Genomic DNA, 22364 nt, shown 5'->3' on the forward strand with positions numbered 1-22364 from the left:
TCACGCCGTCGGGCAGGCGGTCACTGGGGTTCCTTGCCGAACAGCGAGCGGGCCGCGCCCGCCGTCACCACCGAACCGGTGAACACGATGCCGCTCCCGGAGAAGCCTTCGCCTTCCATTCCGGCGTCCTCGACCAGGGCGGTGGCGGTCTCGATGGCGTCGGCGAGGGTGTCGGCGGTCAGCACGCGCTCCTCGCCGAACCGCTCTTCGGCCCGCGCGGCCAGCACCGGGATCTCCAGAGCGCGTGGCGAGCCGTTGTGGGTGATGATGATCTGGTCGAACACCGGTTCCAGGGCCGCGAGGATGCCGTCCACATCTTTGCCGGCGAGCACCGACACCACCCCGACCAGGAACCGGAAATCGAACTCCGACTGCAGCGTCTCGGCCAGCGCGGCCGCCCCGGCGGGGTTGTGTGCGGCGTCGACGAACACCGTCGGCGCCGAGCGCACCCGCTCCATCCGGCCGGGATTGATCACCGAGGCGAAACCCTCCCGCACCGCGTCGACGTCGAGTTGCCGTTGGGCGCCCGCGCCGAAGAACGCCTCGACGGCGGCCAGTGCCAGGGCGGCGTTGTGTGCCTGATGTTCGCCGTGCAGCGGCAGAAAGATCTCCGAATAGATGCCGCCGAGGCCCCGCAGCTCCAGCATCTGACCGCCGACGGCCACCTGACGCCCGATCACCGCGAACTCCGCGTCCGCCCGGGCGACCACGGCGTCGGCGCGGACCGCCTCCCGCAAGATCGCCTCCATCGCCTCCGGGGGCTGCCGCCCGATCACCGCCACCGTGCTCGGGTCGGTGCCTTCGGGGACCAGTCCGGGATCCTGCCGGGTGATGATCCCCGCCTTCTCGGCGGCGATCTCGGCCACGGTGTCGCCGAGGTAGTCGGTGTGGTCGACGCCGATCGGGGTGATCACCGCGACCGGGGCGTTGACGATGTTGGTCGCGTCCCACCGCCCGCCCATGCCGACCTCGACCACGGCGACGTCCACCGGGGCGTCGGCGAACGCGGCGAACGCCATCGCGGTGACCACCTCGAATTTGCTGAGAGCGGGCCCGCCGGCGGCCTGGGACTGTTTGTCGACCAGTTCGACGAACGGTTCGATCTCGCGGTACACCTCGACGTATCGGGCCGGGCTGATCGGCTCGCCGTCGATGGCGATGCGTTCCACCGCCGACTGCAGGTGCGGGCTGGTGGTTCGGCCGGTGCGGCGGTGCAGGGCCCGCAGCAGGGCGTCGACCATCCGGGCAACCGAGGTCTTGCCGTTCGTTCCGGCGATGTGAATGGTCGGATAGCCACGTTGCGGCGATCCCAGCATCTCCATCAGCGCCGCGATCCGCGCGGTACTGGGATCCAGCTTCGTCTCCGGCCACCGCTGGTCCAGCAGGTGTTCGACCTGCAGTAGGGCTGCGATCTCATCCGGCGTCGGTGCGGGCTGCGTCATCTCCATGCCATTTCAGCAACGCCCGGTCGGCTTCGCCACGTCAGCTGTCTTTCAGCGCGGCCAGCCGCGCCGTGAGCCGGTCCACTTCCTCGGCGGCCAACCGCTGCCGGTTGCGGATCTTCTCCACCACCTCGGCGGGCGCCTTGGCCAAGAACGCCTCGTTCTCCAGTTTCTTGGACGTGCTCTCCAACTCCCTACGGGCGGCGGCCAGGTCCTTCTCCGTGCGGCGCCGCTCGGCCTCCACGTCGACGCTGCCGCGGGTGTCCAGTTCGACCACCACGGTGCCCTTGGACAGCCGGACCTCCAGCGCCGCTGACGGGTTGAAGTCCGCCCCGGCGTCGGTGAGCCAGGCCAGCGCCCGGATCGCCGGCAGCTGGGCCTGCAGATCGGCGCCGGGGATGTCCGACAGCCGGGCCGGGACCTTCTGCCGGTCGGCCAGACCTTGATCGCTGCGGAACCGGCGAACCTCGGTGATCAGCCGCTGCATATCGGCGACACGTTGCGCCGCAATGGAATCCAGCGAGAATCCGGACGGTTGCGGCCACTTGGCGATGACCAGCGACTCACCGTCGGTCAACGTCTTCCACAGCTTCTCGGTGACGAACGGCATCACCGGATGCAGCAGTTTCAGCAGGGTGTCCAGCACCGCCGCGAGAACCGCGGTGGTATGTGAAATCCCTTCGGACAACTGGACTTTGGCCAGCTCAACATACCAGTCGCAGAACTCGTCCCAGGCGAAGTGGTACAGCGTCTCGCAGGCCCGGCTGAACTCGTAGCTGTCGAAGGCCGAGTCGACCTCGGTGCGCACCTCCTCCAGCCGACCCAGGATCCAGCGGTCGGCGTCGGTCAGCTCGGCGGCGTCCGGCAGCGGCGCCGGTGCGGCGCCGTTGAGCAGCGCGAACCGGGTCGCGTTGAACAGCTTCGTGACGAAGTTCCGCGACGCGCGGGCGTGGTCGTCGCCGATCGACAGGTCGCTGCCCGGGCTGGCGCCCCGGGCCAGGGTGAACCGCAACGCGTCGGCGCCGTAGGTCTGGACCCAGTCCAGCGGGTCGATGCCGTTGCCCGCCGACTTGCTCATCTTGCGCCCGTGCTTGTCCCGGATCAGCCCGTGCAGGAACACATTCCGGAACGGCACCTGCGGCCCGCGGGCACCGTCGAGGGTGATGGCCGGATGATCGCCGACGAATGTGCCGAACATCATCATCCGGGCCACCCAGAAGAACAGGATGTCGTAACCCGTGACCAGCACATCGGTGGGATAGAACTTGGCCAGCTCGGGGGTGTGGTCCGGCCAGCCCATGGTGGAGAACGGCCACAGCGCCGACGAGAACCAGGTGTCCAGCACGTCGGGATCCTGTTCCCAGCCCTCCGGCGGGGTCTCGTCCGGACCGACGCACACCTTCTCCCCGTTGGGGCCGTGCCAGATCGGGATGCGGTGGCCCCACCACAGCTGCCGGGAGATGCACCAGTCGTGCATGTCGTCCACCCAGGCGAACCATCGGGGTTCCAGGCTCTTGGGATGAATCACGGTCTCGCCGTTGCGCACCGCGTCACCGGCCGCCTTGGCCAGATCCGCCACCTTGACCCACCACTGCAGGCTCAGCCGCGGCTCGATCGGCTCACCGCTGCGTTCGGAGTGCCCGACGCTGTGCACGTAGGGCCGCTTCTCCGCGACGATGCGGCCCTGCTCGGCCAGCGCCTCACGCACCTTGACCCGGGCCTCGAAGCGGTCCATACCGTCGAACTGCGTTCCGGTGTCGGCGATCCGGCCGCGGGTGTCCATGATCGTGATCATCGGCAGCCCGTGCCGCATCCCGATCTCGAAGTCGTTCGGGTCGTGTGCGGGGGTGACCTTGACCGCACCGCTGCCGAACTCGGGGTCGACGTGTTCGTCGGCGACGATCACCAGCTCACGGTCCAGGAACGGATGCGGCAGGGTCTTTCCGACCAGGTGCTTGTAGCGCTCGTCCTCGGGATGGACCGCGATCGCGGTGTCACCGAGCATGGTCTCCAGCCGGGTCGTGGCGACCACGATGTGCGGCTCGTCGTCCGACATCGAGCCGTAGCGGAACGACACCAGCTCACCCTCGACGTCCTCGTATTTGACCTCGAGGTCGGAGATCGCGGTCTGGAGCACCGGCGACCAGTTGACCAGCCGTTCGGCCTGGTAGATCAGGCCGGCGTCGTAGAGCTGTTTGAAGATGGTGCGGACCGCGCGGGACAGGCCCTCGTCCATGGTGAACCGGTCCCGGCTCCAGTCCACCCCGTCGCCGAGACGGCGCATCTGGGCGCCGATGGTGCCACCGGACTGCCGCTTCCACTCCCACACCTTCTCGATGAACTTCTCCCGGCCCAGGTCCTCCTTGCGGATGCCCTGGGCGGCGAGTTGCTTCTCGACGACGGTCTGGGTGGCGATGCCGGCGTGGTCCATCCCCGGCAGCCACAGCACCTCGTAACCCTGCATGCGCTTACGCCGGGTCAGGGCGTCCATCAGGGTGTGGTCCAGCGCGTGGCCCATGTGCAGGCTGCCGGTGACGTTGGGGGGCGGCAGCACGATCGAGTACGACGGCTTGCTGCTCGACGGGTCGGCGGTGAAATACCCGGCGCGAACCCAGCCTTCGTACAGCTCCGTCTCCACGGCAGCGGGGTCCCAGGTCTTGGGCAGGGATTCCACTCCCGGACGGGGGGCCGGATTCGAGCTATTGGTCACTGCCACATTCTAGGAAGTCCGAAAGAGTGCCCGGCGGGCACGGTGGCCCGCCGCCGGTTCACGCCAGCCGCTCGACCGTCAGTGTGACGCCGGCCGCGGGCAGTCGGGTCAGCAGCACGTCCCCCATGGCGGCGGCCGGGGTCAGCACTCCGCGCAGATCGCTGAGTTTGTCGCGGTCCAGCGCCAGCGCCAGACCGCTCTCCCCGAGCAGCACCGACGTCGCCTGGTAGCCGGGATCGCCCTGCTGGGACATGCGGGCGACATACCGGGCGCCGGTCGTGGTGGTGGTGTAGGTCTCGACGGTGTAGTGCCCGCGTTCCCGGGTCCGTTCGCTCGGGCCGGTGCCCGGTTTGGGCATCACCTTCTCGATCAGCCGGTCCGGCACCCGGTGGAAGAACCGGCTGCCCAGACCGAAGGCGGCGGCGTTGCCGGCGGTGGCCAGCGCCGCGGCCACCGGGGCGGCGATCGACTTGCCGAGGCTCATCTGCTCGGCGTACTCGAACCGCCGGCCGTAGGCGTAGTCGAGTAAAGCGTTGGTGCGCCGAACGATTCGGGTGTTGGCCACTGCCATCACGAACGCCCCGGTCCAGTAGCCCTCGAGTTCCGGAGCGATCTCCCCGCCGCGCCGCCACCGGATGTCGGGTTGGCCGCCGAGTTCCGGTTCGGCCGCGCGGTCCGGGGACAGCGTGTACGGGTCGGTCATCAGCCGCCGCGCCTCCGGATCCTCCGATGCGGTGCGCATCACCTCCAACATCGACGCCGCGGTGCCGCCGGACACCCCGCCGGCGAAGCGGCGCACCACCAGATTGGTGTCGCCGAGCTCACCGGTGCCGTCCTCGACGGCACGCCGGTACAGCGCGTACACCGTGATGTCGGACGGGATCGAGTCGAATCCGCAGGAGTGCACGATCCGGGCCCCGTTGTCGGCGGCCTGCTTGTGGTACAGATCGATCGCGCGGCGGATGAACATGGTCTCGCCGGTCAGGTCGGCATAGTCGGTGCCGGCGACCGCGCAGGCCGCCACCAGCGGCATCCCGTATTTCGTGTAGGGCCCGACCGTGGTGACCACCACCTGGGTGCGCGACGCGAGCTCATCGAGGGTGGCCGGCTGGTCCGCGTCGGCGGTGAGCAGCGGCCAGGATGCCGCGGCCTCCCCCAGCGACTCGCGCACCGCCGCCAGCTTCTGCTCGGATCTGCCGGCCAGCGCGATCCGTGCCCCGACGCCGGCGCTCGCCAGGTAGCGGGCGGTGAGTTTCCCGACGAATCCGGTGGCTCCGTATAGGACGATGTCGAATTCCCGCTGCGCAGCTGTCATGGTTTTCGACGCTACCGGAGCAACCGCGGCCGGCACCGCCCGAATGGCGGCCGGAATCGCGGCCGGCGGCCGGGTCGGTCAGCCCAGGGTCTCCGGCGGCTCGACATCGCGGCCCAGCACGTGCCGGGCCAGGAACGCGATCACCACCTGATACCACAGCTTGGCGTGTTGCGGCTTGAGCACCCAGTGGTTCTCGCTCGGGAAGTAGAGGAAGCGGTGCGGGCTGACACCGTCGGCGTCGGCGGCCGGCTTCGAGCGGTGCAGCAGGTCGTACCACAGCCGCAGAGCCTCGCCGATCGGGACGCGGTAGTCCTTGTCGCCGTGGATGACCAACATCGGGGTGGCGATGTTCGCGACGTGTCGATGCGGTGAGTTGCGTTCGGCCATCTGCGGTGTCATCTCCCGGCCCCACCAGTAGGCGCTGTCGGTGGTGCCGCCGAACTGGTCGAGCGCCCACAGGCCGGCGTGGGTGACGATGGCGTCGAACCGGTCGGTGTGCCCGGCGATCCAGTTGGCCATGTAGCCGCCGAAGGAGCCGCCCATCGCCGCGGTGCGGGTGCCGTCGATCCGCGGATCCGCCGTCGCCGCGTCGACCGCGGCGAGCAGATCGGTGTAGGGCTCGGCGCCCCAGGCACCCCATCCGCGCTGGATGAACTCCTGTCCGTATCCGGTCGACAGACCCGGATCGGGCAACAACACGGCGTACCCCTGCGCCGCCAGCAGCCACGGATTCCACCGCCAGTGCCAGGAGTTCCAGCTGCCCAGCGGGCCACCGTGGATCCACAGCAGCAGCGGCGCCGGGTCGTCGCGCTCGGGCAGCACCAGCCAGGCTCGGATCGGGGTGCCGTCACCGGCGGACGCGACCAGTTCGGTGACGGTGCCGGGCAGGCGGGGACGGTCCACGCACGGGATCTCGGTGACGGTGCCGTCCGGGTCGATCCGCACCGGATGGGGCGGTGCGGCGTAACTGCTGCGCAACGCGAAGATCACCCCGCCGGGCGCGGGGCACACATCGGTGTAGGCGTGATCGTCGTGGGTGAGCCGGGTGACGGCCCCGGTGTCCGGGTCGACCCGGAAGATCGGCCGCCGCCCGTGGTCGTCGGCGGTGACCAGCAGCGCCGTCCCGTCCACCGTCCAGCTCACCGTCTCGGGCCAGCGATCCCAGTCCTCGGTGAGCACCTGCGGTTCGGAGCCGAACCGCAGCCGGCAGAGGGTCACCCGCGGCGCGGTGTCCGGGGTGGGCAGGGTCTCGCGCAGGTACGCCACCGCGGTGCCGTCGGGTGAGATCGCAGGTGAACCGAGGTTCGCCTCCGGCTCGGACAGCAGCGTGCTGCGCTCGCCGGTGGCGCGGTCGATGCGCACCAGCGTGACCCGGCGGGCCGCACCGGCTTCGGGCACCGCCCAGGTGGTGATGACGAACCGGCCGTCGGCGCTGACGTCGAAGGCCACCTCCCGCAGTCCGTCGCCGGGTCGCGGCGACAGGTCCCGCGGGCCGTCGGCGTCGAGCAGATGCGGCTGATCGGGTCCCAGGTCGTGGTCCCAGTGCCGCACCGGATAGCCGCTGTGCAGTATCGCCGTGATCTTGTTGTCCCGCCGCAACCCGCGTAGCCGGCGGTCGTCGTCGATGTCGGCGGCCGACGGCAGCATCGGCGCGGCAACCACGGTGGCCGGCGCGTTGCGGGCGGTGCGCACCGCGCTGATGGCGCCGGGCAGGGCCAGCTCGCTGACCGCTTCGCCGCCGACGGCCGGCAGCCGCCACAGCGTGACGGGCGGGTCGCCCTCGCTGCCCGCAGCGTCGGCACCGGCCCGGTTCTCACCGCCGGGTGCCGCCGGGAGGGGCCGAGCGGCCAGGAACAGCAGGTCGCCCTCGCCGGTGAACGCCGGGGAGCTCTCCCCCTTGGCGCCGCGCGTCAGCCGCCGCGCCGGTCGCTGCCCGGCCGGGTCGAGTTCCCACAGTGCGGTGACGAACGCGGTGCGGTCCGCGTCGAGTTCGGCGATGGTGGTCACCAGCCGGGAGCCGTCCGGTGCCACGGCCAACCCGGACACCCGTGGCACGGCGAGATAGTCGTCGAGGTCGTAGAACGGCGTCGGGGAGGTCACCTGTCTGTTGGTAGCACCCCGCTGTCGGCAGCACCAACGCCGCGTGCGCCGCGGCGCACCCCGGTTGGATTACCGGATGGTGTCGCGCGTGGCGGTTCAGCCGACACCCAGCGGGGTCAGGAAGGCCGCGCAGACCTGACGCAGATCCACCAGGCCGAGCACCGCACCCGGGCGGATGGCGCCGCAACCGGTGGTCGCGGTGGGGGTCGAGGCCGGAACGCCGCCGGCCGCGGGGGCGCCGGGGGTCCGGAACACGGCCGGGCGGGTGCCGTGGGCCCCGCACTTCGGCCATGCCTTGAGACCCTGGCTGGCCAGCACCCGTTCGGCGACGCGGATCTGCTCCTCGCGTGAGGCCCTGGCCGGTGAACCGGTGCCACCGTGGGCAGCCCAGGTGGACGGCTTGAACTGAAGTCCGCCGTAGAAACCGTTGCCGGTGTCGGAGGCCCAGTTGCCGCCCGACTCACACTGGGCGATCGCGTCCCAGTTCACCGTGTCCGCCTGCGCGGTGGCAGTGCTGAGCACCATCGGCACCAGCGCGAGCGCGGCAGTGCCCGCGATCAACAGGAGGGCTCTCTTCAGGCTGCTCGTCAACGCCTTGCGGATGTTGTTCATGCTTGCGGTCCTTCCCCGACCTCTGACACCAGGCCCGCGTCGCGGAGCGGTTCACGTTCCCGCCGCGGTTACCCGGCATGTCGGGTGACCCATCTCACTTCGTTACCACCGAGGCGCAAGTTTTAGCCGATACTTATCTGACGTAAGAGTGTGATGAGAAAGATGAGGCGGCGCCGGGAAATTTCCCGACACCGCCTCATCGATGCTGAAGTTGTGTTATCCGCGCTTCCCGCAGGTGGGCCAGGCACCGATGCCCTGGCTGCGCAGCGTGTTCTCCGCGACGCGGATCTGCTCGGCGCGGCTGGCCTGGTGTGGCATACCGGTGCCACCGTTGGCTCGCCAGGTGCTCAGCGAGAACTGCAGGCCACCGTAGTAGCCGTTGCCGGTGTTGATCGACCAGTTGCCACCGGACTCGCAGGCCGCGATCGCGTCCCAGTTCACGCTGTCCGCACTCGCGGTACCGGCCAGAGCGATCGGGGCCACTGCGAGCGCCCCGGCGAAGGTCGCCAGGCCGAGCGTCTTGCGGATGTGCTTCAAGATTTCGATCCTTTCGCCGAGCGTGCGCCGGCCGCTTTCCGCGCTCAGCGGTCGTGGCTGCCTGCGTTCAGGCGGATTCGGGTCGCACCGTCTCCGTCGGGTGCGACAGGGAGGTCGGAACCGTCTGCCGGCGCTTCATGCCCGGTGACGGCTGGGGCCGGTTGCCCCGAAACTCCCTCACACGCAGGTTCGTGGGTTTGAAGTTGTTTGCTCCTTTGCGAAGCCGCTGGGGACGCTACAAAGGCTCGCGGCAATAGTCACGTCGGCCACGCGCCGATATCGGGCAGATAACGAAACAATCACGACGGCGACGCACAAATGTCTACGCAGGTCATACGCGCATTCGTCCGGACGTATAGCGGAAATGCAATGAATTGTTTCTGTGAGTCAAATCACGGGATTTTTGTGACCCCGACCACGAAAAATGCGCCCGAAAAATGTCTCCGACGAGGACTTTTCCGCCACGGCGGGCCGGAATCCCCCCTCGGTGGTGACTTTCGACCCCTGGTCGGGTGTGGATCGGTTCGCTACGGCCGGCCACCGACCGGGATGAGTGCAGTGTGGTGTTTCCGTTGCGCGGCAGACGAACACACCGTTGTCGGGAGGTGGGTCGGACCGGCCGCGGTGCGGCTCCCGATCCGGATACCCGGTTGGAACATGCTGGTGGTCAAGGGATCACGACACAATTGGCTGCCTCGAGCCCACCGGTCGACGGGCGGCCGGCCGGCGTTTGGGCAGGCCGGGTTCTGCAATTCCCCGCTGTCGTCGAGGCCCGCGGCGTACCGGAATCGGAAGAAAGCAGCAGGTCGGCCCGACTGGGATCGGTAGACGTCCGGCCGAGATTCTAAGGGTGCGAACGAGATTCGTACGACGGTCGGCCAGAGCCATTTCCCGAGAACGTGGCCATTATCTCGATCACTTCAATCGAAAATCACGAAATGTTATCGACGCCGGATCGGCGAGGAATTTCTGAAATACGGCGGACATTTCGTGATTGAGTTAGCTCATCTCATTTGCTGGGCTGATCGTGGTGAGCGACTCGTACTCCGCCGGGGTGTTGACGTTGGTCAGAGCGCGTTGGGCGGGCAGCACGATCTGCTGGGTGTCCGACCGGGTGATCAACGCCTTCATGCTGCGCTCCCCCGCCTCGATCAGCCCGGTGATCCGGTCTGCCAGCGCGGTGCGGTAGATCCCGGCGAGGTACTGTTCCCGTCCGTCCCAGGGCAGGACGATCTCCACACCGGGAATCCGGGCGGCGGGCCCGGCGAGCGTGTCGATCACCTCGGGGGTCAGAAACGGCATGTCGACCGCGCAGACGAACGCCAGTTCACGGCCCGCTTCCGCGGCGGCTCGCAATCCCCGCCCGGTGGCCAGCAGTGGACCGACGCCCCGGAGCTCGTCGCGCAGCACCTCAGCGTCCAGCTCGGGCAGCGCCTGCCCCGGAGCGGCCACCACGAACACCGGCGAACAGCGAGCAGCGACCGCGTTGACGGTGCGCTCGACGAGCGTGCTGCCGTCGTAGACCAGGGTCGCCTTGTCGCGACCCATGCGACGCGAAGCCCCACCGGCCAGCACGACGGCGGCCAGTGGGGTTCGGGACGTCACGTCAGATCAAACTAGTCCACGGTCCAGGTGTCTTTACCGCGCAGCAGCGCCTGCAGCGCCTGCGTGTCGTGGGCCTTGTCCGCCCGGGCGGCGGCGATCTGCGCCCGCGCCGCGTCATCGTAGGTGGGCCGGCTGACCTGCCGGAAGATACCCATCACCATGTGTTCGAGGTTCTGCTCGGACAACCGGGACAGCGCGAACGCGTAGGCCGGGTCGTCGATCTGGGCGTCGTGCACCACGATCTGCTCGGCGGAGACGTCGGCGGTCTTGGCGACCTCGAGGCCGTACCCGGACTGGATCACGCAGTACTCCCCGTTGGCGCCGAAGACGATCGGCTCGCCGTGCTTCAGGTTGATCAGCCGTTCCTCCGAGCCCTCCTTGCGCAGCGCGTCGAAGGATCCGTCGTTGAAGATCGGGCAGTCCTGCATGATCTCGACCAGCGCGGCGCCCCGGTGCTGGGCCGCACCGCGCAGCACCTCGGTCAGGCCCTTGCGGTCGGAGTCCAGCGCCCGGCCCACGAAGGTGGCCTCGGCGCCCAGCGCCAGCGACACCGGGTTGAACGGATGGTCCAACGAGCCCATCGGAGTGGACTTGGTGATCTTGCCCACCTCGGAGGTCGGCGAGTACTGGCCCTTGGTCAGACCGTAGATCCGGTTGTTGAACAACAGGATCGTGATGTTCATGTTCCGGCGCAGCGCGTGGATCAGGTGGTTGCCGCCGATCGACAGCGCGTCACCGTCACCGGTCACCACCCACACCGACAGATCCGGACGGGCCAGCGCGAGACCGGTCGCGATCGTCGGCGCCCGGCCGTGGATCGAGTGGAAACCGTAGGTCTCCAGGTAGTACGGGAACCGGCTGGAGCAGCCGATACCACTGATGAACGCGATGTTCTCGCGGCGCAACCCGAGTTCCGGCAGGAAGTTGCGGATCGTGTTGAGGATGACGTAGTCACCGCATCCGGGGCACCACCGGACCTCCTGGTCGCTGGTGAAGTCCTTGCCCTTCTGGGGCTGGTCGGTGGTGGGCACCCCGGCGGTCTTCGGCAATCCCGCGGGAATGAGCCCCAGATCAGCACCGATCACGTCAGTCGATGCGCTACTCGCTGTAGTCATGCATTTGCTCCCACGCCAGTATCCACGGTGGCCGCCGCCGCCCGTGCGAGTTTGGCCTTGTCTGTTTCCTTTTCGCGCAGCGTTCCGTCCAACGCGGCGTCGATGATGCTCTCGACCTCGTCGGCCAGGAAGGCCATGCCTTCGACCTTGGTGACGGACTGGACGTCCACCAGATACTTGCCCCGGAGCAGCAGCGCGAGCTGTCCGAGGTTCATCTCCGGCAGCACCACCTTCGGGTAGCGACGCAGCACCTCACCCAGGTTGGCCGGGAACGGGTTGAGGTGCCGCAGATGCGCCTGGGCGACCTTGATGCCCCGTTGCCGCGCCCGCCGACACGCCTCGCCGATCGGACCGTAGGACGAACCCCAGCCCAGCATCAGCAACTCGGCGTCTCCGGTCGGGTCGTCCACCTCCAGATCGGGCACCTTGATGCCGTCGATCTTCTCCTGCCGCAACCGCACCATCAGGTCGTGGTTCTTGGGTTCGTAGGAGATGTTGCCTGAGCCGTTGGCCTTCTCCAGGCCCCCGATGCGGTGCTCGAGACCGGGCGTACCCGGGATGGCGAACTGACGGGCCAGCGTCTCCGGATCGCGGGCGTACGGCGCGAACGGCTCGCCGGCCTTGGCGAACGCGGACTCGATCGGCGGGTAGCTGGCGATGTCGGGGATCCGCCACGGCTCGGAGCCGTTGGCGATCGCCCCGTCGGACAGGATGACCACCGGCGTGTGATAGGTCACCGCGATCCGGGCGGCCTCGACGGCGATGTCGAAGCAGTCCGACGGCGACCGCGGCGCCAGCACCGCGACCGGTGATTCGCCGTTGCGGCCGAACATCGTCTGCAGCAGGTCGGCCTGCTCGGTCTTGGTGGGCAGACCGGTCGACGGGCCGCCGCGCTGGACGTCGATGACGATCAGCGGCAGCTCGGTCATCACCGCCAGCCCCATGGCCTCGGACTTCAGCGACACCCCGGGGCCCGAGGTACTGGTCACGCCGAGCGCACCACCGTAGGAGGCGCCGATGGCCGCGCCGATCCCGGCGATCTCGTCCTCGGCCTGGAAGGTGAGGACGTTGAAGTTCTTGTGCTTGGACAGCTCGTGCAGGATGTCCGAGGCGGGGGTGATCGGGTAGGTGCCGAGGATCACCTGGAGATTTGCGAGATGACCGGCGGCGACGATGCCGTAGGCCAGCGCGGTGTTACCGGAGATCTGCCGGTACTCACCGGACTTCAGCTTGGCCGGCGCGACCTCGTAGGTGGTGGCGAACGCCTCGGTGGTCTCGCCATAGTTCCAGCCCGCCTTCAGCGCGAGGACGTTGGCCTCGGCGATTTCGGGCTTGCGGGCGAACTTCTCGCGGATGAAAGCCACGCTGTGGTCGAGTTCGCGGCCGTACATCCACGACAGCAGGCCCAGCGCGAACATGTTCTTGGCACGCTGGCCGTCCTTCTTGGTCGCGCCGATGGACTCGACCGCCCCGAGCGTCAACGTGGTCATCGGGACGGCGTGCACGACGTAGTCGGACAGTTCGTCGGTTTCCAGCGGGTTGGCTTCGTATCCGACCTTGGCCAGGTTGCGCTTGGTGAACTCGTCGGAGTTGGCGATGATCAGCCCGCCGTGCGGGAGGTCGCCGACATTGGCCTTCAGCGCCGCCGGGTTCATCGCGACCAGCACGTCCGGCCGGTCACCGGCGGTGAGAATGTCGTAGTCGGCGATCTGGATCTGGAACGACGAGACACCGGGCAGTGTGCCCTGAGGAGCGCGGATCTCGGCCGGATAGTTGGGCTGGGTGGCGAGGTCGTTGCCGAACAGTGCGGCTTCGGAGGTGAACCGGTCACCGGTCAGCTGCATACCGTCGCCGGAGTCACCCGCGAAGCGGATGACGACTTTTTCCAGTTTCTTTCGCGACGTGCCCGAACCGTTCACCTGCTCGGCCGGATTGGCCCCGTTACCACTCGGACCCATCCCCCTGCCTTCCGCTCTTCAGCTGCGTCGGACCGGGGTTCGCAGAGCACCAGAACACCAACGGTCCGACGTCACTTGGATTTTTATGTCACTAGCAGTACCGATTATTGCACTTCTCTTAGGGTGTCCTTTACCCAGCCCCTCGTCGACACGCCGACGATCTGACGCAGAGTCCCAGCTCACACGCGTGAACACCGCCGACATTCAACAAAAGTGTGGTTTTGGTCACGCCAGGAGAATGCCATTCTTAAGAAAAGCAGCTACCGGTCGGTAGCGCGAGTCCGCCCGGTCGGCGGCCCTGCTCACCGGACGGTCAACCGGTTGCGCCGAGACGTGAGACGAAACGCCCCCGCCGTGCGGGGGGGGGGGGGGAGGAGTTTCGGTGGTCTCTGGCGCGCTCGCCGCTTGATCGTCGTCAGGCGGGTCCGATGGCCTGACTTCTCAACGCGACTCGCTGGCGCTCGCCGCTTGATCGTCGTCAGGCGGGTCCGATGGCCTGACTTCTCAACGCGACTCGCTGGCGCTCGCCGCTTGATCGTCGTCAGGCGGTCTTGTCGCGGCGTTCGGCGCGCGACGGCTTACGCGGCACGATCGTCGGCAGGACGTTGTCCAGGACGGTCTCCTTGGTCACCACGACCTTGGCGACGTCGTCGCGGCTGGGGATGTCGTACATCACCGGCAGCAGCACTTCCTCCATGATCGCGCGCAGGCCACGGGCGCCGGTGCCGCGGTGGATGGCCTGATCGGCGATCGCCTCGAGCGCGTCGTCGGTGAACTCCAGCTCCACACCGTCCATCTCGAACAGCTTGGTGTACTGCTTGACCAACGCGTTCTTCGGCTTGGACAGGATCTGCACCAGCGAGTTCTTGTCCAGGTTGGTCACCGAGGCGACGACCGGCAGCCGGCCGATGAACTCGGGGATCAGCCCGTACTTGATGAGGTCCTCGGGCATGACCTCGGCGAAGTGGTCGGTGGTGTCGATCTCGGACTTGGAGTGCACCTCGGCACCGAAGCCCAACCCACGTTTGCCGACCCGGTCCTGGACGATCTTCTCCAGCCCGGCGAACGCACCGGCGACGATGAACAGCACATTGGTGGTGTCGATCTGGATGAACTCCTGATGCGGATGCTTGCGCCCGCCCTGCGGGGGCACCGACGCCTGCGTCCCCTCCAGGATCTTCAGCAGCGCCTGCTGCACACCCTCACCGGACACATCCCGGGTGATCGACGGGTTCTCGCTCTTGCGGGCGATCTTGTCGACCTCGTCGATGTAGATGATCCCGGTCTCGGCCCGCTTGACGTCGTAGTCGGCCGCCTGGATCAGCTTCAGCAGGATGTTCTCGACGTCCTCACCGACATAACCGGCTTCGGTCAGCGCCGTCGCATCGGCAATCGCGAACGGCACGTTGAGCATCTTGGCCAGCGTCTGCGCGAGGTAGGTCTTGCCGCAGCCGGTGGGCCCGAGCATCAGGATGTTGGACTTGGCCAACTCGACCGGCTCGGAACGCGAATCCCGCGACTTCTCACCGGCCTGGATGCGCTTGTAGTGGTTGTAGACGGCGACCGCGAGAGTGCGCTTGGCGCTTTCCTGGCCGATCACGTAGCTCTCCAGGAACTCGTGGATCTCGGCCGGTTTCGGCAACTCGTCGAGTTTGACCTCGTCGGCGTCGGCCAGCTCTTCTTCGATGATCTCGTTGCAGAGATCGATGCACTCGTCGCAGATGTACACGCCAGGGCCCGCGATGAGCTTCTTGACCTGCTTCTGACTCTTGCCGCAGAACGAGCACTTCAGCAGGTCACCGCCGTCTCCAATGCGCGCCATGGTGGTGAGGTCCTACTTCCTGTTCGCAGTCGGTACTGATCGGTCATACGGGCCGCTCCGGAACCCGCACTCGGATGTGTTGGTCCCGACGCTACCCGTATGTCCCCACCCGGGGCGACCGATAAAGCCGAATCGCTCGAGTGGGTGTTTCAACTCTCTGCGCCGAACATAGCGCGTAGCCGCCCGGAGGTGCCCCGGAACGCGCCGCCGTGTCCTTGGCGTGTCGCATGCGTTACCGCATCAACGCCGGACACGACGATGCGCCGGGTGAACCGACCAGGCGTCGCGACGTTGGCCCCACCCACGATACCGCCCTGTTCGGCGCCGATGACCTGGGCAGACGGACCTTGGGGCCGGGTCGCCGGGCACCGTGTCAGGCGGTCTGGGCGGACAGCTTGCGGTACTCCAGGACGGTGTCGATGATGCCGTATTCCTTGGCCTGTTCCGCGGTGAGGATCTTGTCGCGGTCGGTGTCGCGACGGATCGTCTCGGGATCCTTACCGGTGTGGTGGGCCAGGGTGTGCTCCATCAGGGTGCGCATCCGCTCGACCTCGGCGGCCTGGATCTCCAGGTCGGAGAACTGGCCCTGAATGACACCGGCGAGCGCAGGCTGGTGGATCAGAACCCGCGCGTTCGGCAGCGCCATCCGCTTGCCCTTGGTGCCGGCCGCCAGCAGCACCGCCGCGGCCGAGGCGGCCTGGCCGAGGCAGACGGTCTGGATGTCGGCCCGGACGTACTGCATGGTGTCGTAGATCGCCATCAGCGACGTGAACGAGCCGCCCGGCGAGTTGATGTACATGGTGATGTCGCGGTCGGGATCCAACGACTCCAGCACCAGCAGCTGGGCCATGACGTCGTTGGCCGACGCGTCGTCGACCTGCACGCCGAGGAAGATGATGCGTTCCTCGAACAGCTTGTTGTACGGGTTGGACTCCTTGACACCGAAGCTGGAGTGCTCGATGAACGACGGCAGGATGTAGCGCGCCTGGGGCTGGACGCGGGGATCCAGGTGCGGCGGCAGGTGCAGGTTATGCATTAGAGACTCCATTGACATCGGCGCGGGTGATGACGTGGTCGACGAACCCGTATTCGAGCGCCTCCTGCGCGGTGAACCAGCGGTCCCGGTCGGAATCGGCCTCGATACGTTCGATGGGCTGCCCGGTGAACTCGGCGTTGAGCCGGAACATCTCCTTCTTGATGAGCGCGAACTGCTCGGCCTGGATCGCGATGTCGGCCGCACTACCGGTCACCCCGCCCAACGGCTGGTGCATCAGGATGCGGGCGTGCGGCAGCGCGTAGCGCTTGCCCTTGGTTCCGGCGGCGAGCAGGAACTGCCCCATCGAGGCGGCCATGCCCATCGCGTAAGTGGCGATGTCGCACGGCGCGAGCACCATCGTGTCGTAGATGGCCATACCGGCGCTGATCGACCCACCCGGGGAGTTGATGTACAGCGAGATGTCCTTGGTCGGGTCCTCGGCTGCCAGCAGCAGGATCTGGGCGCACAACCGGTTGGCGATCTCGTCGTCCACCTGGGAGCCCAGGAAGATGATGCGCTCGGCGAGCAACCGCTCGTACACCGAGTCAACCAGGTTGAGCCCCTGTCCCGCGGAACGCATGTCAGTCACGACTGGATACCTGCTTTCTTTCCGTCTTGGTAACGCGGCTTCGCTTGTTCACGACACTAACCAACCTGAAGCCTCAGACAGTCCCTGACCGGGCCGCGTTCGCTCAGAGCGTCACTTCGACTCGGCTCACGCCTCGTCTGCGGCGTTCTCCGGGGACTCGTCTGCGGCGTTCTCCGGGGCGTCGTCGGCCGCATCGCCGGACCCGGCCGCCTGCTCGGTCTCGCCGCCTTCGGCCTTCTCCCGGGGGCCGAAGAACTCGCTGGTGTCGAGCACATTGCCGTCGGTGTCGGTGACGGTGGCGCGGTGCACCACCGCCGCGATCGCCAGGCCGCGCCGCACATCGGCGAACATCACCGGAAGCTGGTTGTTCTGCTGCAGGAAGGCGAGCATCTGCTGCGGCTCCACGCCGTACTGGCGCGACATCAGCACCAGCCGTTCGGTGATGTCCTCCTGCCCGACCTGGATCTCGAGGTGATCGGCGATCGCGTCGACGAGCAACTGGGTCTTGATCGCCTTCTCCGCGTTGGCGCGGTTCTCGGCGTCGAACTCCTCGCGGCTGCTCCCCCGCGCGGCGAGCACCTCGGCGAACCGCTCCTCATCGTGATCGAGGTCGTGGATGGCGTTGTGCAGGGTGTCGTCGATCTGCGCCTGCACCGCCTTCTCCGGCAACGGCACCTCGACCTGCTCGAGCAACACCTCCAGCGCCTTGTCGCGGATCTGCTCGGCCTGCTGCACCCGCTTGACCCGGCGCACCTGCTCGGCGAGGCTCTCGCGCAACTCCTCGATGGTGTCGAACTCGCTGGCCAGCTGTGCGAACTCGTCGTCGGGCTCGGGCAGTTCACGTTCCTTGACCGATTTGACGGTGACCGTCACCTCGGCCTCCTTACCGGCATGCTCGCCGGCCACCAGCTTGCTGGTGAAGGTCTTGGTCTCGCCCTCGGTCATGCCGACGAGGGTCTCGTCCAGGCCCTCGATGAGCTGACCGGAGCCGACCTCGTGCGACAGCCCTTCGGTGGCGGCCTCCGGCACCGGGGTGCCGTCCACGGTCGCGGACAGGTCGATCGAGACGAAGTCGCCGTCCTGCACCGGACGCTCGACACCCTTGAGGGTGCCGAACCGGGCGCGCAGGTTCTGCAGCTCGGCGTCGATGTCCTCGTCGGTGACCTCGATCGGGTCGACCTTGATCTTCAGCGCCTCGAGGTCCGGCAGCTCGATGTCGGGCCGGATGTCGACCTCGGCGGTGAACTCGATGGTCTCGCCGTATTCCTTCTTGGTGATCTCGATGTCGGGCTGGCCCAGCGGGCGCACGTCGGAGCTGGCCACCGCCTCGGAGTAGCGGGCCGGGATCGCGTCGCTGACGACCTGGTCGAGCATCGCCTCCCGACCGATGCGGGCCTCCAGCAGTTTGGCCGGCGCCTTGCCGGGCCGGAAGCCGGGCAGCCGCACCTGCTTGGCGAGCTCCTTGTAGGCCCGGTCGAAGTCCGGTTGCAACTCGGTGAAGGGCACCTCCACGTTGATACGCACCCGGGTGGGGCTCAACTTCTCCACGGTGCTCTTCACGACGGTTGCTCCTCGCTGTCTCGGGGTCTGGTTGTCTCGGATGTCGGATGGTGCCGGATTCGCCGCCGGCGCGGTGGTCGGGGTGACAGGATTTGAACCTGCGACCTTCCGCTCCCAAAGCGGATGCGCTACCAAGCTGCGCTACACCCCGTGTGCTGGCACGTGGCCGGCGTCGCACGCGGCGGTGCAACACTGACCACGCGAGATACTACGGCCCCGTCATGCGAAGCTGTCAGTTGGATTTGATTCCAGGCTTCCCGGTAAAGTCTGCTGGTGCTGCACACTGCGGGCGTAGCTCAATGGTAGAGCCCTAGCCTTCCAAGCTAGTAGTGCGGGTTCGATTCCCGTCGCCCGCTCCGCAGGTCAGAGGGCGCCCCGCCCTCTGACCTTTTCTCTTTGGGTGCTCTTCGGGTCTTTTCGGGCCCACCGGCAGTCAGTTGGCTGCGATCCGGTCACGGAAAGATTGCACTCTCAACGGTCGTGGAGCGGGCGGTGAATCCGCCCCTACGATTTCGGAAAACTGCCCACAGCGCCGCGGTTCGGTTCCCGTCCACTCGAACACCGTCCGCCCGAACACCGTCCGCTCGAACACCGTCCGCTCGATCGGAGCCCTCATGAGCGAGACCTTCCAGCCCGTCCGGTCCATCCCGGCGGTGCACGGGACATGCGCGCCGGGGTTCGAGGGTGTCCGCACCGCCTTCGTCGACAACTTCACCGAACGTGGTGAGATCGGTGCCGCGGTGGCGGTGTGGGTCGACGGCGAACTGGTGGTGGATCTGTGGGGCGGCTCCGCCGATGCCGAGGGCCGCCTGTCCTGGCGCCGTGACACCCTGGCCAGCGTCTTCTCCGGGTCCAAGGGACTGACCGCCACCTGTGTCCACCTGCTCGCCGACCGCGGCGAGATCGATCTGGACGCCCCGATCGCGCGGTACTGGCCCGAGTTCGGGCAGGCCGGCAAGGACGCGATCACCACCGCGATGGTGCTGGGCCACCGGTCCGGGGTGATCGGGCCGCGCACCCCGATGCGCCCGGAGCAGACCCTGGACTGGGATGCGGTGTGCGCGGCGCTGGCCGCCGCCGGGCCGTGGTGGCCGCCCGGCGCCGCGCAGGGCTATCACATGGTGACGTTCGGATTCATCCTCGGCGAGATCGTGCGCCGGGTCACCGGCCGGTCGCCGGGCCGGTTCCTGCGCACCGAGATCGCCGAACCCCTCGGCGCGGACGTCCACATCGGACTGCCGCACACCGAACATCACCGGTGCGCCGAGATGGTCAACAAACCGCACATCCGCGACGTGCTGGCTGCCGGTGGCGCACCCGCGCACCCGGAACGGCTCGACGAGCATCCGATGGCGGGACTGGCCGTCGCGATGGGATTCATCCCCGACGATGAACTCGGTTCGGCCGACCTCACCGGCTGGCGGGCCGCCGAGTTCCCCGCCACCAACGGTCACGTCAGCGCGGTCGGGCTCGCGACCGTGTACCACGCACTGGCCCGGGAGCAGCTGATCAGCCGCGGACACCTGGAACGCTGCCGGATGTCCCAGGGCGGCTTCGACCCTGACCTGGTACTCGGTCCGCGCGTCGCCGACCACGGCTGGGGGCTGGGCTACATGCTCAACCAGCGCGGCCACGCCGGGCCGAACCGGCGGGTCTTCGGCCACGGCGGGTCGGGCGGTTCGTTCGGCTTCGCCGATCTGGAGCACCGGATCGGCTACGCGTATGTGATGAACAACTTCGACGCCACCAAGGCCCACGCGGACCCGCGCAGCGTGGCGTTGTCGGACGCGGTGTATTCCGCGCTCGGCGTAACGGCACACCGGTCGGCGGCACCGGTTGGGGCGGCGGGTCGTCGGTAGGCTGGTCGGCATGAACGGCGTGCTGTTGCTGCTGGTCGTGCTGGTGCTCGCGGCGATCGTGTTCGCCGTGTACACGGCATCGAAGTCCGCCGGTGAACGCAACGCGATGGCGCTGGCGGACGCCAAGGCGGAGGCACGCCGGCTGATCGAACGACTCGGCGGTCAGGTGCTCAACCTGACCGGGACCGACGACGCGTCCAGGCAGGCGCTGGCCGACGCGTCGGAGCGCTACACCGCGGCCGCCTCCCAGATCGAGCAGGCCACCAGCGTCAAACAGGCGATGCTGGCCAAGGAGAGCGCGCTGGAGGGGCTGTACTACGTGCGGGCCGCGCGGCTGGCGATGGGCATGGATCCCGGCCCGGAACTGGAACCGCTGGCCGGCCAGCGGGTGGCGGGCGCGGTCACCGAGGAACGCCGCATCGAATTCGAGGGCAGGGAGATCGCCGCATCCCCCACGCCGTCGGAACGTACCCCGAACTATTTCCCGGGCGGGCAGGTCGCGGGCCGCCCGGTGCCCGCCGGCTGGTACTCCGAGCCGTGGTGGAAACCCGCGCTGGTGGCCGGCGCCTGGGGTCTGGGCTCGATGATGCTGTTCAACATGATGTTCGCCGGGATGGCCGGCACCGCCTACGAACAGGGCTTCGACGCCGGCCTGGCGCAGGGCATGGCCGGTGACACCGGGGGTGACTTCGGGGGTTCCGACTTCGGGGGTGACGGTGGCGGCCTGGATTTCGGCGGCTTCGGCGACTTCGGCGGTTTCTGAGTCGGGGCGGTCGTCCGAGTCCGGACGTGAGCCTCAGCGTTGACAGCTGGGGCACCAGTAGACGTTGCGGGCTTCCAGCTGTGCTGTGCTGACCGCGGTCCCGCACACCCGGCACGGCTCCCCGGTGCGCCGGTAGACATAGGTCCGCGGCCGCCCGGGGGCGTAGGCGGGCGGGCCGTGATCGTGCTCGGGCCGCACCACGTGAATCCTGCCGGTGCGTAACCCGACCTTCATCAGCTCCACCAGATCGCGCCACATGGCGCAAAACTCGGCCTCCTCGAGCTGTTTCCCGGGCCGGAACGGGTCGATGCCGTGGCGGAACAACAACTCGCTGCGGTACACGTTGCCTATTCCGGCGATCACCTTCTGATCCATCAGCAGGGCGCCGATCGCCCTGCGGGAGTTGCTGATCCGTGTCCACGCACGGTCCGGGTCGGCGTCGGGACGCAACGGGTCCGGGCCGAGCCGGGCGATGATCTCGTCCACCCCGGGTTCGCCGATGACCTCGCACACCGTCGGCCCGCGCAGGTCGGTGCCGTACCGCCCGCCGATGATCCGCATCCGCACCTGGCCGACCGGCGGGGGTGGCTCCGCACCGTCGGGGATCTCGAATTCGGTGAAGGTGCCGTACAACCCGAGGTGCACGTGCACGACGCGGCCACCTTCGTAGTGGTGGAACAGGTGTTTACCCCAGGCGTCGGAACGCTGGAACACCCGGCCGCTCACCGCGGCCGCCCCCTCGGCGAACCGGCCCTGCGGACTGGTCACCCGCACCCGCACCCCGGCGAACCGGCGCTCGTGCAACCGAGCCAACCGGTGCAGGGTGTGGCCCTCCGGCATCTACGCCGGCGCGCCCGGCACCGGTGGCGCCTGCCTGGTGCGTTCGTACTCCGACAGGATGTCGATACGCCGTTGGTGGCGTTCGGCTTCCGACCACGGCGTGGACAGGAACGCATCCACGATGGCCAGCGCCTCCTCGACGGTGTGCATCCGCCCGCCGATACCGATCAGCTGGGCGTTGTTGTGCTCGCGCGCCAGCTTCGCGGTCTCCACGCTCCAGGCCAACGCGCACCGCGCGCCCGGAACCTTGTTGGCCGCAATCTGTTCGCCGTTGCCGGAGCCGCCGAGCACGATGCCGAGGCTGCCCGGATCGGCGACGGTCCGTTCGGCCGCCGCGATGCAGAACGGCGGATAGTCGTCGTCGGCGTCGTAGGTGTACGCACCGCAGTCGACCGGCTCATGGCCGTTCTCCCGCAGGTGCTCGATGATCTTCTGTTTGAGTTCAAAGCCCGCGTGGTCGGCCCCGAGATAGACACGCATGGCGCAGACTCTACTGACCGA

General features: G+C 68.0%; 17 protein-coding genes and 2 tRNA genes. 3 read left to right on the forward strand and 16 right to left on the reverse strand.

Annotated elements, in window-relative coordinates; all coding sequences use genetic code 11:
• Positions 1 to 20: 20 nt before the first annotated feature.
• The 14 genes from folC to CKW28_RS14270 all read right to left on the reverse strand — a co-directional run bounded on the left by folC (position 21) and on the right by CKW28_RS14270 (position 18552).
• On the reverse strand, positions 21 to 1442 hold the full coding sequence (gene folC / locus CKW28_RS14205) for a bifunctional tetrahydrofolate synthase/dihydrofolate synthase (RefSeq protein ID WP_040547825.1): 1422 nt from the start codon (positions 1440 to 1442) through the stop codon (positions 21 to 23).
• A 40-nt stretch (positions 1443 to 1482) separates the two neighbouring features.
• A complete protein-coding gene (locus CKW28_RS14210; protein ID WP_234784924.1) occupies positions 1483 to 4152 on the reverse strand; it encodes a valine--tRNA ligase in 2670 nt (889 codons plus the stop codon).
• Between the two features lie 58 nt (positions 4153 to 4210).
• Positions 4211 to 5467, reverse strand: a complete 1257-nt coding sequence (locus CKW28_RS14215; protein ID WP_003926920.1) for a saccharopine dehydrogenase family protein — start codon at positions 5465 to 5467, stop codon at positions 4211 to 4213.
• Positions 5468 to 5545: 78 nt separating this feature from the next.
• Positions 5546 to 7567, reverse strand: coding sequence for a S9 family peptidase (locus tag CKW28_RS14220; protein ID WP_003926921.1), 2022 nt, complete (start codon positions 7565 to 7567; stop codon positions 5546 to 5548).
• Positions 7568 to 7663: 96 nt separating this feature from the next.
• Positions 7664 to 8179, reverse strand: a complete 516-nt coding sequence (locus CKW28_RS14225) for a transglycosylase family protein (protein WP_003926922.1) — start codon at positions 8177 to 8179, stop codon at positions 7664 to 7666.
• Between the two features lie 216 nt (positions 8180 to 8395).
• The gene (locus CKW28_RS14230; RefSeq protein ID WP_003926923.1) at positions 8396 to 8716 is read right to left on the reverse strand and encodes a transglycosylase family protein; all 321 of its coding nucleotides are present in this window, start codon (positions 8714 to 8716) and stop codon (positions 8396 to 8398) included.
• Between the two features lie 999 nt (positions 8717 to 9715).
• Entirely contained in the window at positions 9716 to 10321 is a 606-nt protein-coding gene (mobA, locus tag CKW28_RS14235) for a molybdenum cofactor guanylyltransferase (protein WP_081475550.1), read from the reverse strand.
• Positions 10322 to 10332: 11 nt separating this feature from the next.
• A complete protein-coding gene (locus CKW28_RS14240) occupies positions 10333 to 11436 on the reverse strand; it encodes a 2-oxoacid:ferredoxin oxidoreductase subunit beta (protein WP_040547342.1) in 1104 nt (367 codons plus the stop codon).
• Positions 11433 to 13394 carry a 2-oxoacid:acceptor oxidoreductase subunit alpha gene (locus CKW28_RS14245; protein ID WP_003926926.1) on the reverse strand — a complete coding sequence of 654 codons (1962 nt, stop codon included), beginning with the start codon at positions 13392 to 13394 and terminating at the stop codon, positions 11433 to 11435. Before CKW28_RS14245 ends, CKW28_RS14240 begins: the two co-directional genes overlap by 4 nt.
• Before the next feature lie 541 nt (positions 13395 to 13935).
• Positions 13936 to 15216 (reverse strand): ATP-dependent Clp protease ATP-binding subunit ClpX, encoded by a 1281-nt coding sequence (clpX, locus tag CKW28_RS14250; protein WP_003926927.1) that lies wholly within the window; start codon positions 15214 to 15216, stop codon positions 13936 to 13938.
• A 373-nt stretch (positions 15217 to 15589) separates the two neighbouring features.
• A complete protein-coding gene (locus CKW28_RS14255; RefSeq protein ID WP_003926928.1) occupies positions 15590 to 16252 on the reverse strand; it encodes an ATP-dependent Clp protease proteolytic subunit in 663 nt (220 codons plus the stop codon).
• A complete protein-coding gene (locus CKW28_RS14260) occupies positions 16245 to 16832 on the reverse strand; it encodes an ATP-dependent Clp protease proteolytic subunit (RefSeq protein WP_003926929.1) in 588 nt (195 codons plus the stop codon). Before CKW28_RS14260 ends, CKW28_RS14255 begins: the two co-directional genes overlap by 8 nt.
• Positions 16833 to 16967: 135 nt before the next feature.
• The gene (tig, locus tag CKW28_RS14265) at positions 16968 to 18401 is read right to left on the reverse strand and encodes a trigger factor (protein ID WP_003926930.1); all 1434 of its coding nucleotides are present in this window, start codon (positions 18399 to 18401) and stop codon (positions 16968 to 16970) included.
• Positions 18402 to 18475: 74 nt separating this feature from the next.
• Positions 18476 to 18552, reverse strand: a tRNA-Pro gene (locus CKW28_RS14270).
• Between the two features lie 134 nt (positions 18553 to 18686).
• Between CKW28_RS14270 and CKW28_RS14275 the strand changes: the two genes are divergently transcribed.
• The 3 genes from CKW28_RS14275 to CKW28_RS14285 all read left to right on the forward strand — a co-directional run bounded on the left by CKW28_RS14275 (position 18687) and on the right by CKW28_RS14285 (position 21023).
• Positions 18687 to 18757 (forward strand) — tRNA-Gly (locus tag CKW28_RS14275).
• 258 nt (positions 18758 to 19015) lie between these two features.
• Entirely contained in the window at positions 19016 to 20260 is a 1245-nt protein-coding gene (locus tag CKW28_RS14280; RefSeq protein ID WP_003926931.1) for a serine hydrolase domain-containing protein, read from the forward strand.
• A 10-nt stretch (positions 20261 to 20270) separates the two neighbouring features.
• Positions 20271 to 21023, forward strand: coding sequence for a hypothetical protein (locus CKW28_RS14285; RefSeq protein WP_040547829.1), 753 nt, complete (start codon positions 20271 to 20273; stop codon positions 21021 to 21023).
• A gap of 33 nt (positions 21024 to 21056) precedes the next feature.
• Here CKW28_RS14285 and CKW28_RS14290 read toward each other — a convergent pair whose 3' ends face one another.
• On the reverse strand, positions 21057 to 21863 hold the full coding sequence (locus CKW28_RS14290) for an Fpg/Nei family DNA glycosylase (RefSeq protein WP_003926933.1): 807 nt from the start codon (positions 21861 to 21863) through the stop codon (positions 21057 to 21059).
• Complete coding sequence (locus tag CKW28_RS14295) at positions 21864 to 22343, reverse strand: ribose-5-phosphate isomerase (RefSeq protein WP_003926934.1); 480 nt, start codon at positions 22341 to 22343, stop codon at positions 21864 to 21866.
• Positions 22344 to 22364 lie beyond the last annotated feature (21 nt).

The sequence above is a fragment of the Mycolicibacterium thermoresistibile genome (assembly GCF_900187065.1).
Taxonomy (GTDB): Bacteria; Actinomycetota; Actinomycetes; order Mycobacteriales; family Mycobacteriaceae; genus Mycobacterium; species Mycobacterium thermoresistibile.

Bases quoted from the DNA above. Each gene is read 5' to 3' on its own strand.
- folC (WP_040547825.1), bottom strand. From the start codon at position 1,442: ATGACGCAGCCCGCACCGACGCCGGATGAGATCGCAGCCCTACTGCAG.
- CKW28_RS14215 (WP_003926920.1), bottom strand. From the start codon at position 5,467: ATGACAGCTGCGCAGCGGGAATTCGACATCGTCCTATACGGAGCCACC.
- CKW28_RS14225 (WP_003926922.1), bottom strand. From the start codon at position 8,179: ATGAACAACATCCGCAAGGCGTTGACGAGCAGCCTGAAGAGAGCCCTC.
- CKW28_RS14240 (WP_040547342.1), bottom strand. From the start codon at position 11,436: ATGACTACAGCGAGTAGCGCATCGACTGACGTGATCGGTGCTGATCTG.
- CKW28_RS14245 (WP_003926926.1), bottom strand. From the start codon at position 13,394: ATGGGTCCGAGTGGTAACGGGGCCAATCCGGCCGAGCAGGTGAACGGT.
- clpX (WP_003926927.1), bottom strand. From the start codon at position 15,216: ATGGCGCGCATTGGAGACGGCGGTGACCTGCTGAAGTGCTCGTTCTGC.
- CKW28_RS14255 (WP_003926928.1), bottom strand. From the start codon at position 16,252: ATGCATAACCTGCACCTGCCGCCGCACCTGGATCCCCGCGTCCAGCCC.
- CKW28_RS14260 (WP_003926929.1), bottom strand. From the start codon at position 16,832: ATGCGTTCCGCGGGACAGGGGCTCAACCTGGTTGACTCGGTGTACGAG.
- CKW28_RS14280 (WP_003926931.1), top strand. From the start codon at position 19,016: ATGAGCGAGACCTTCCAGCCCGTCCGGTCCATCCCGGCGGTGCACGGG.
- CKW28_RS14285 (WP_040547829.1), top strand. From the start codon at position 20,271: ATGAACGGCGTGCTGTTGCTGCTGGTCGTGCTGGTGCTCGCGGCGATC.
- CKW28_RS14290 (WP_003926933.1), bottom strand. From the start codon at position 21,863: ATGCCGGAGGGCCACACCCTGCACCGGTTGGCTCGGTTGCACGAGCGC.
- CKW28_RS14295 (WP_003926934.1), bottom strand. From the start codon at position 22,343: ATGCGTGTCTATCTCGGGGCCGACCACGCGGGCTTTGAACTCAAACAG.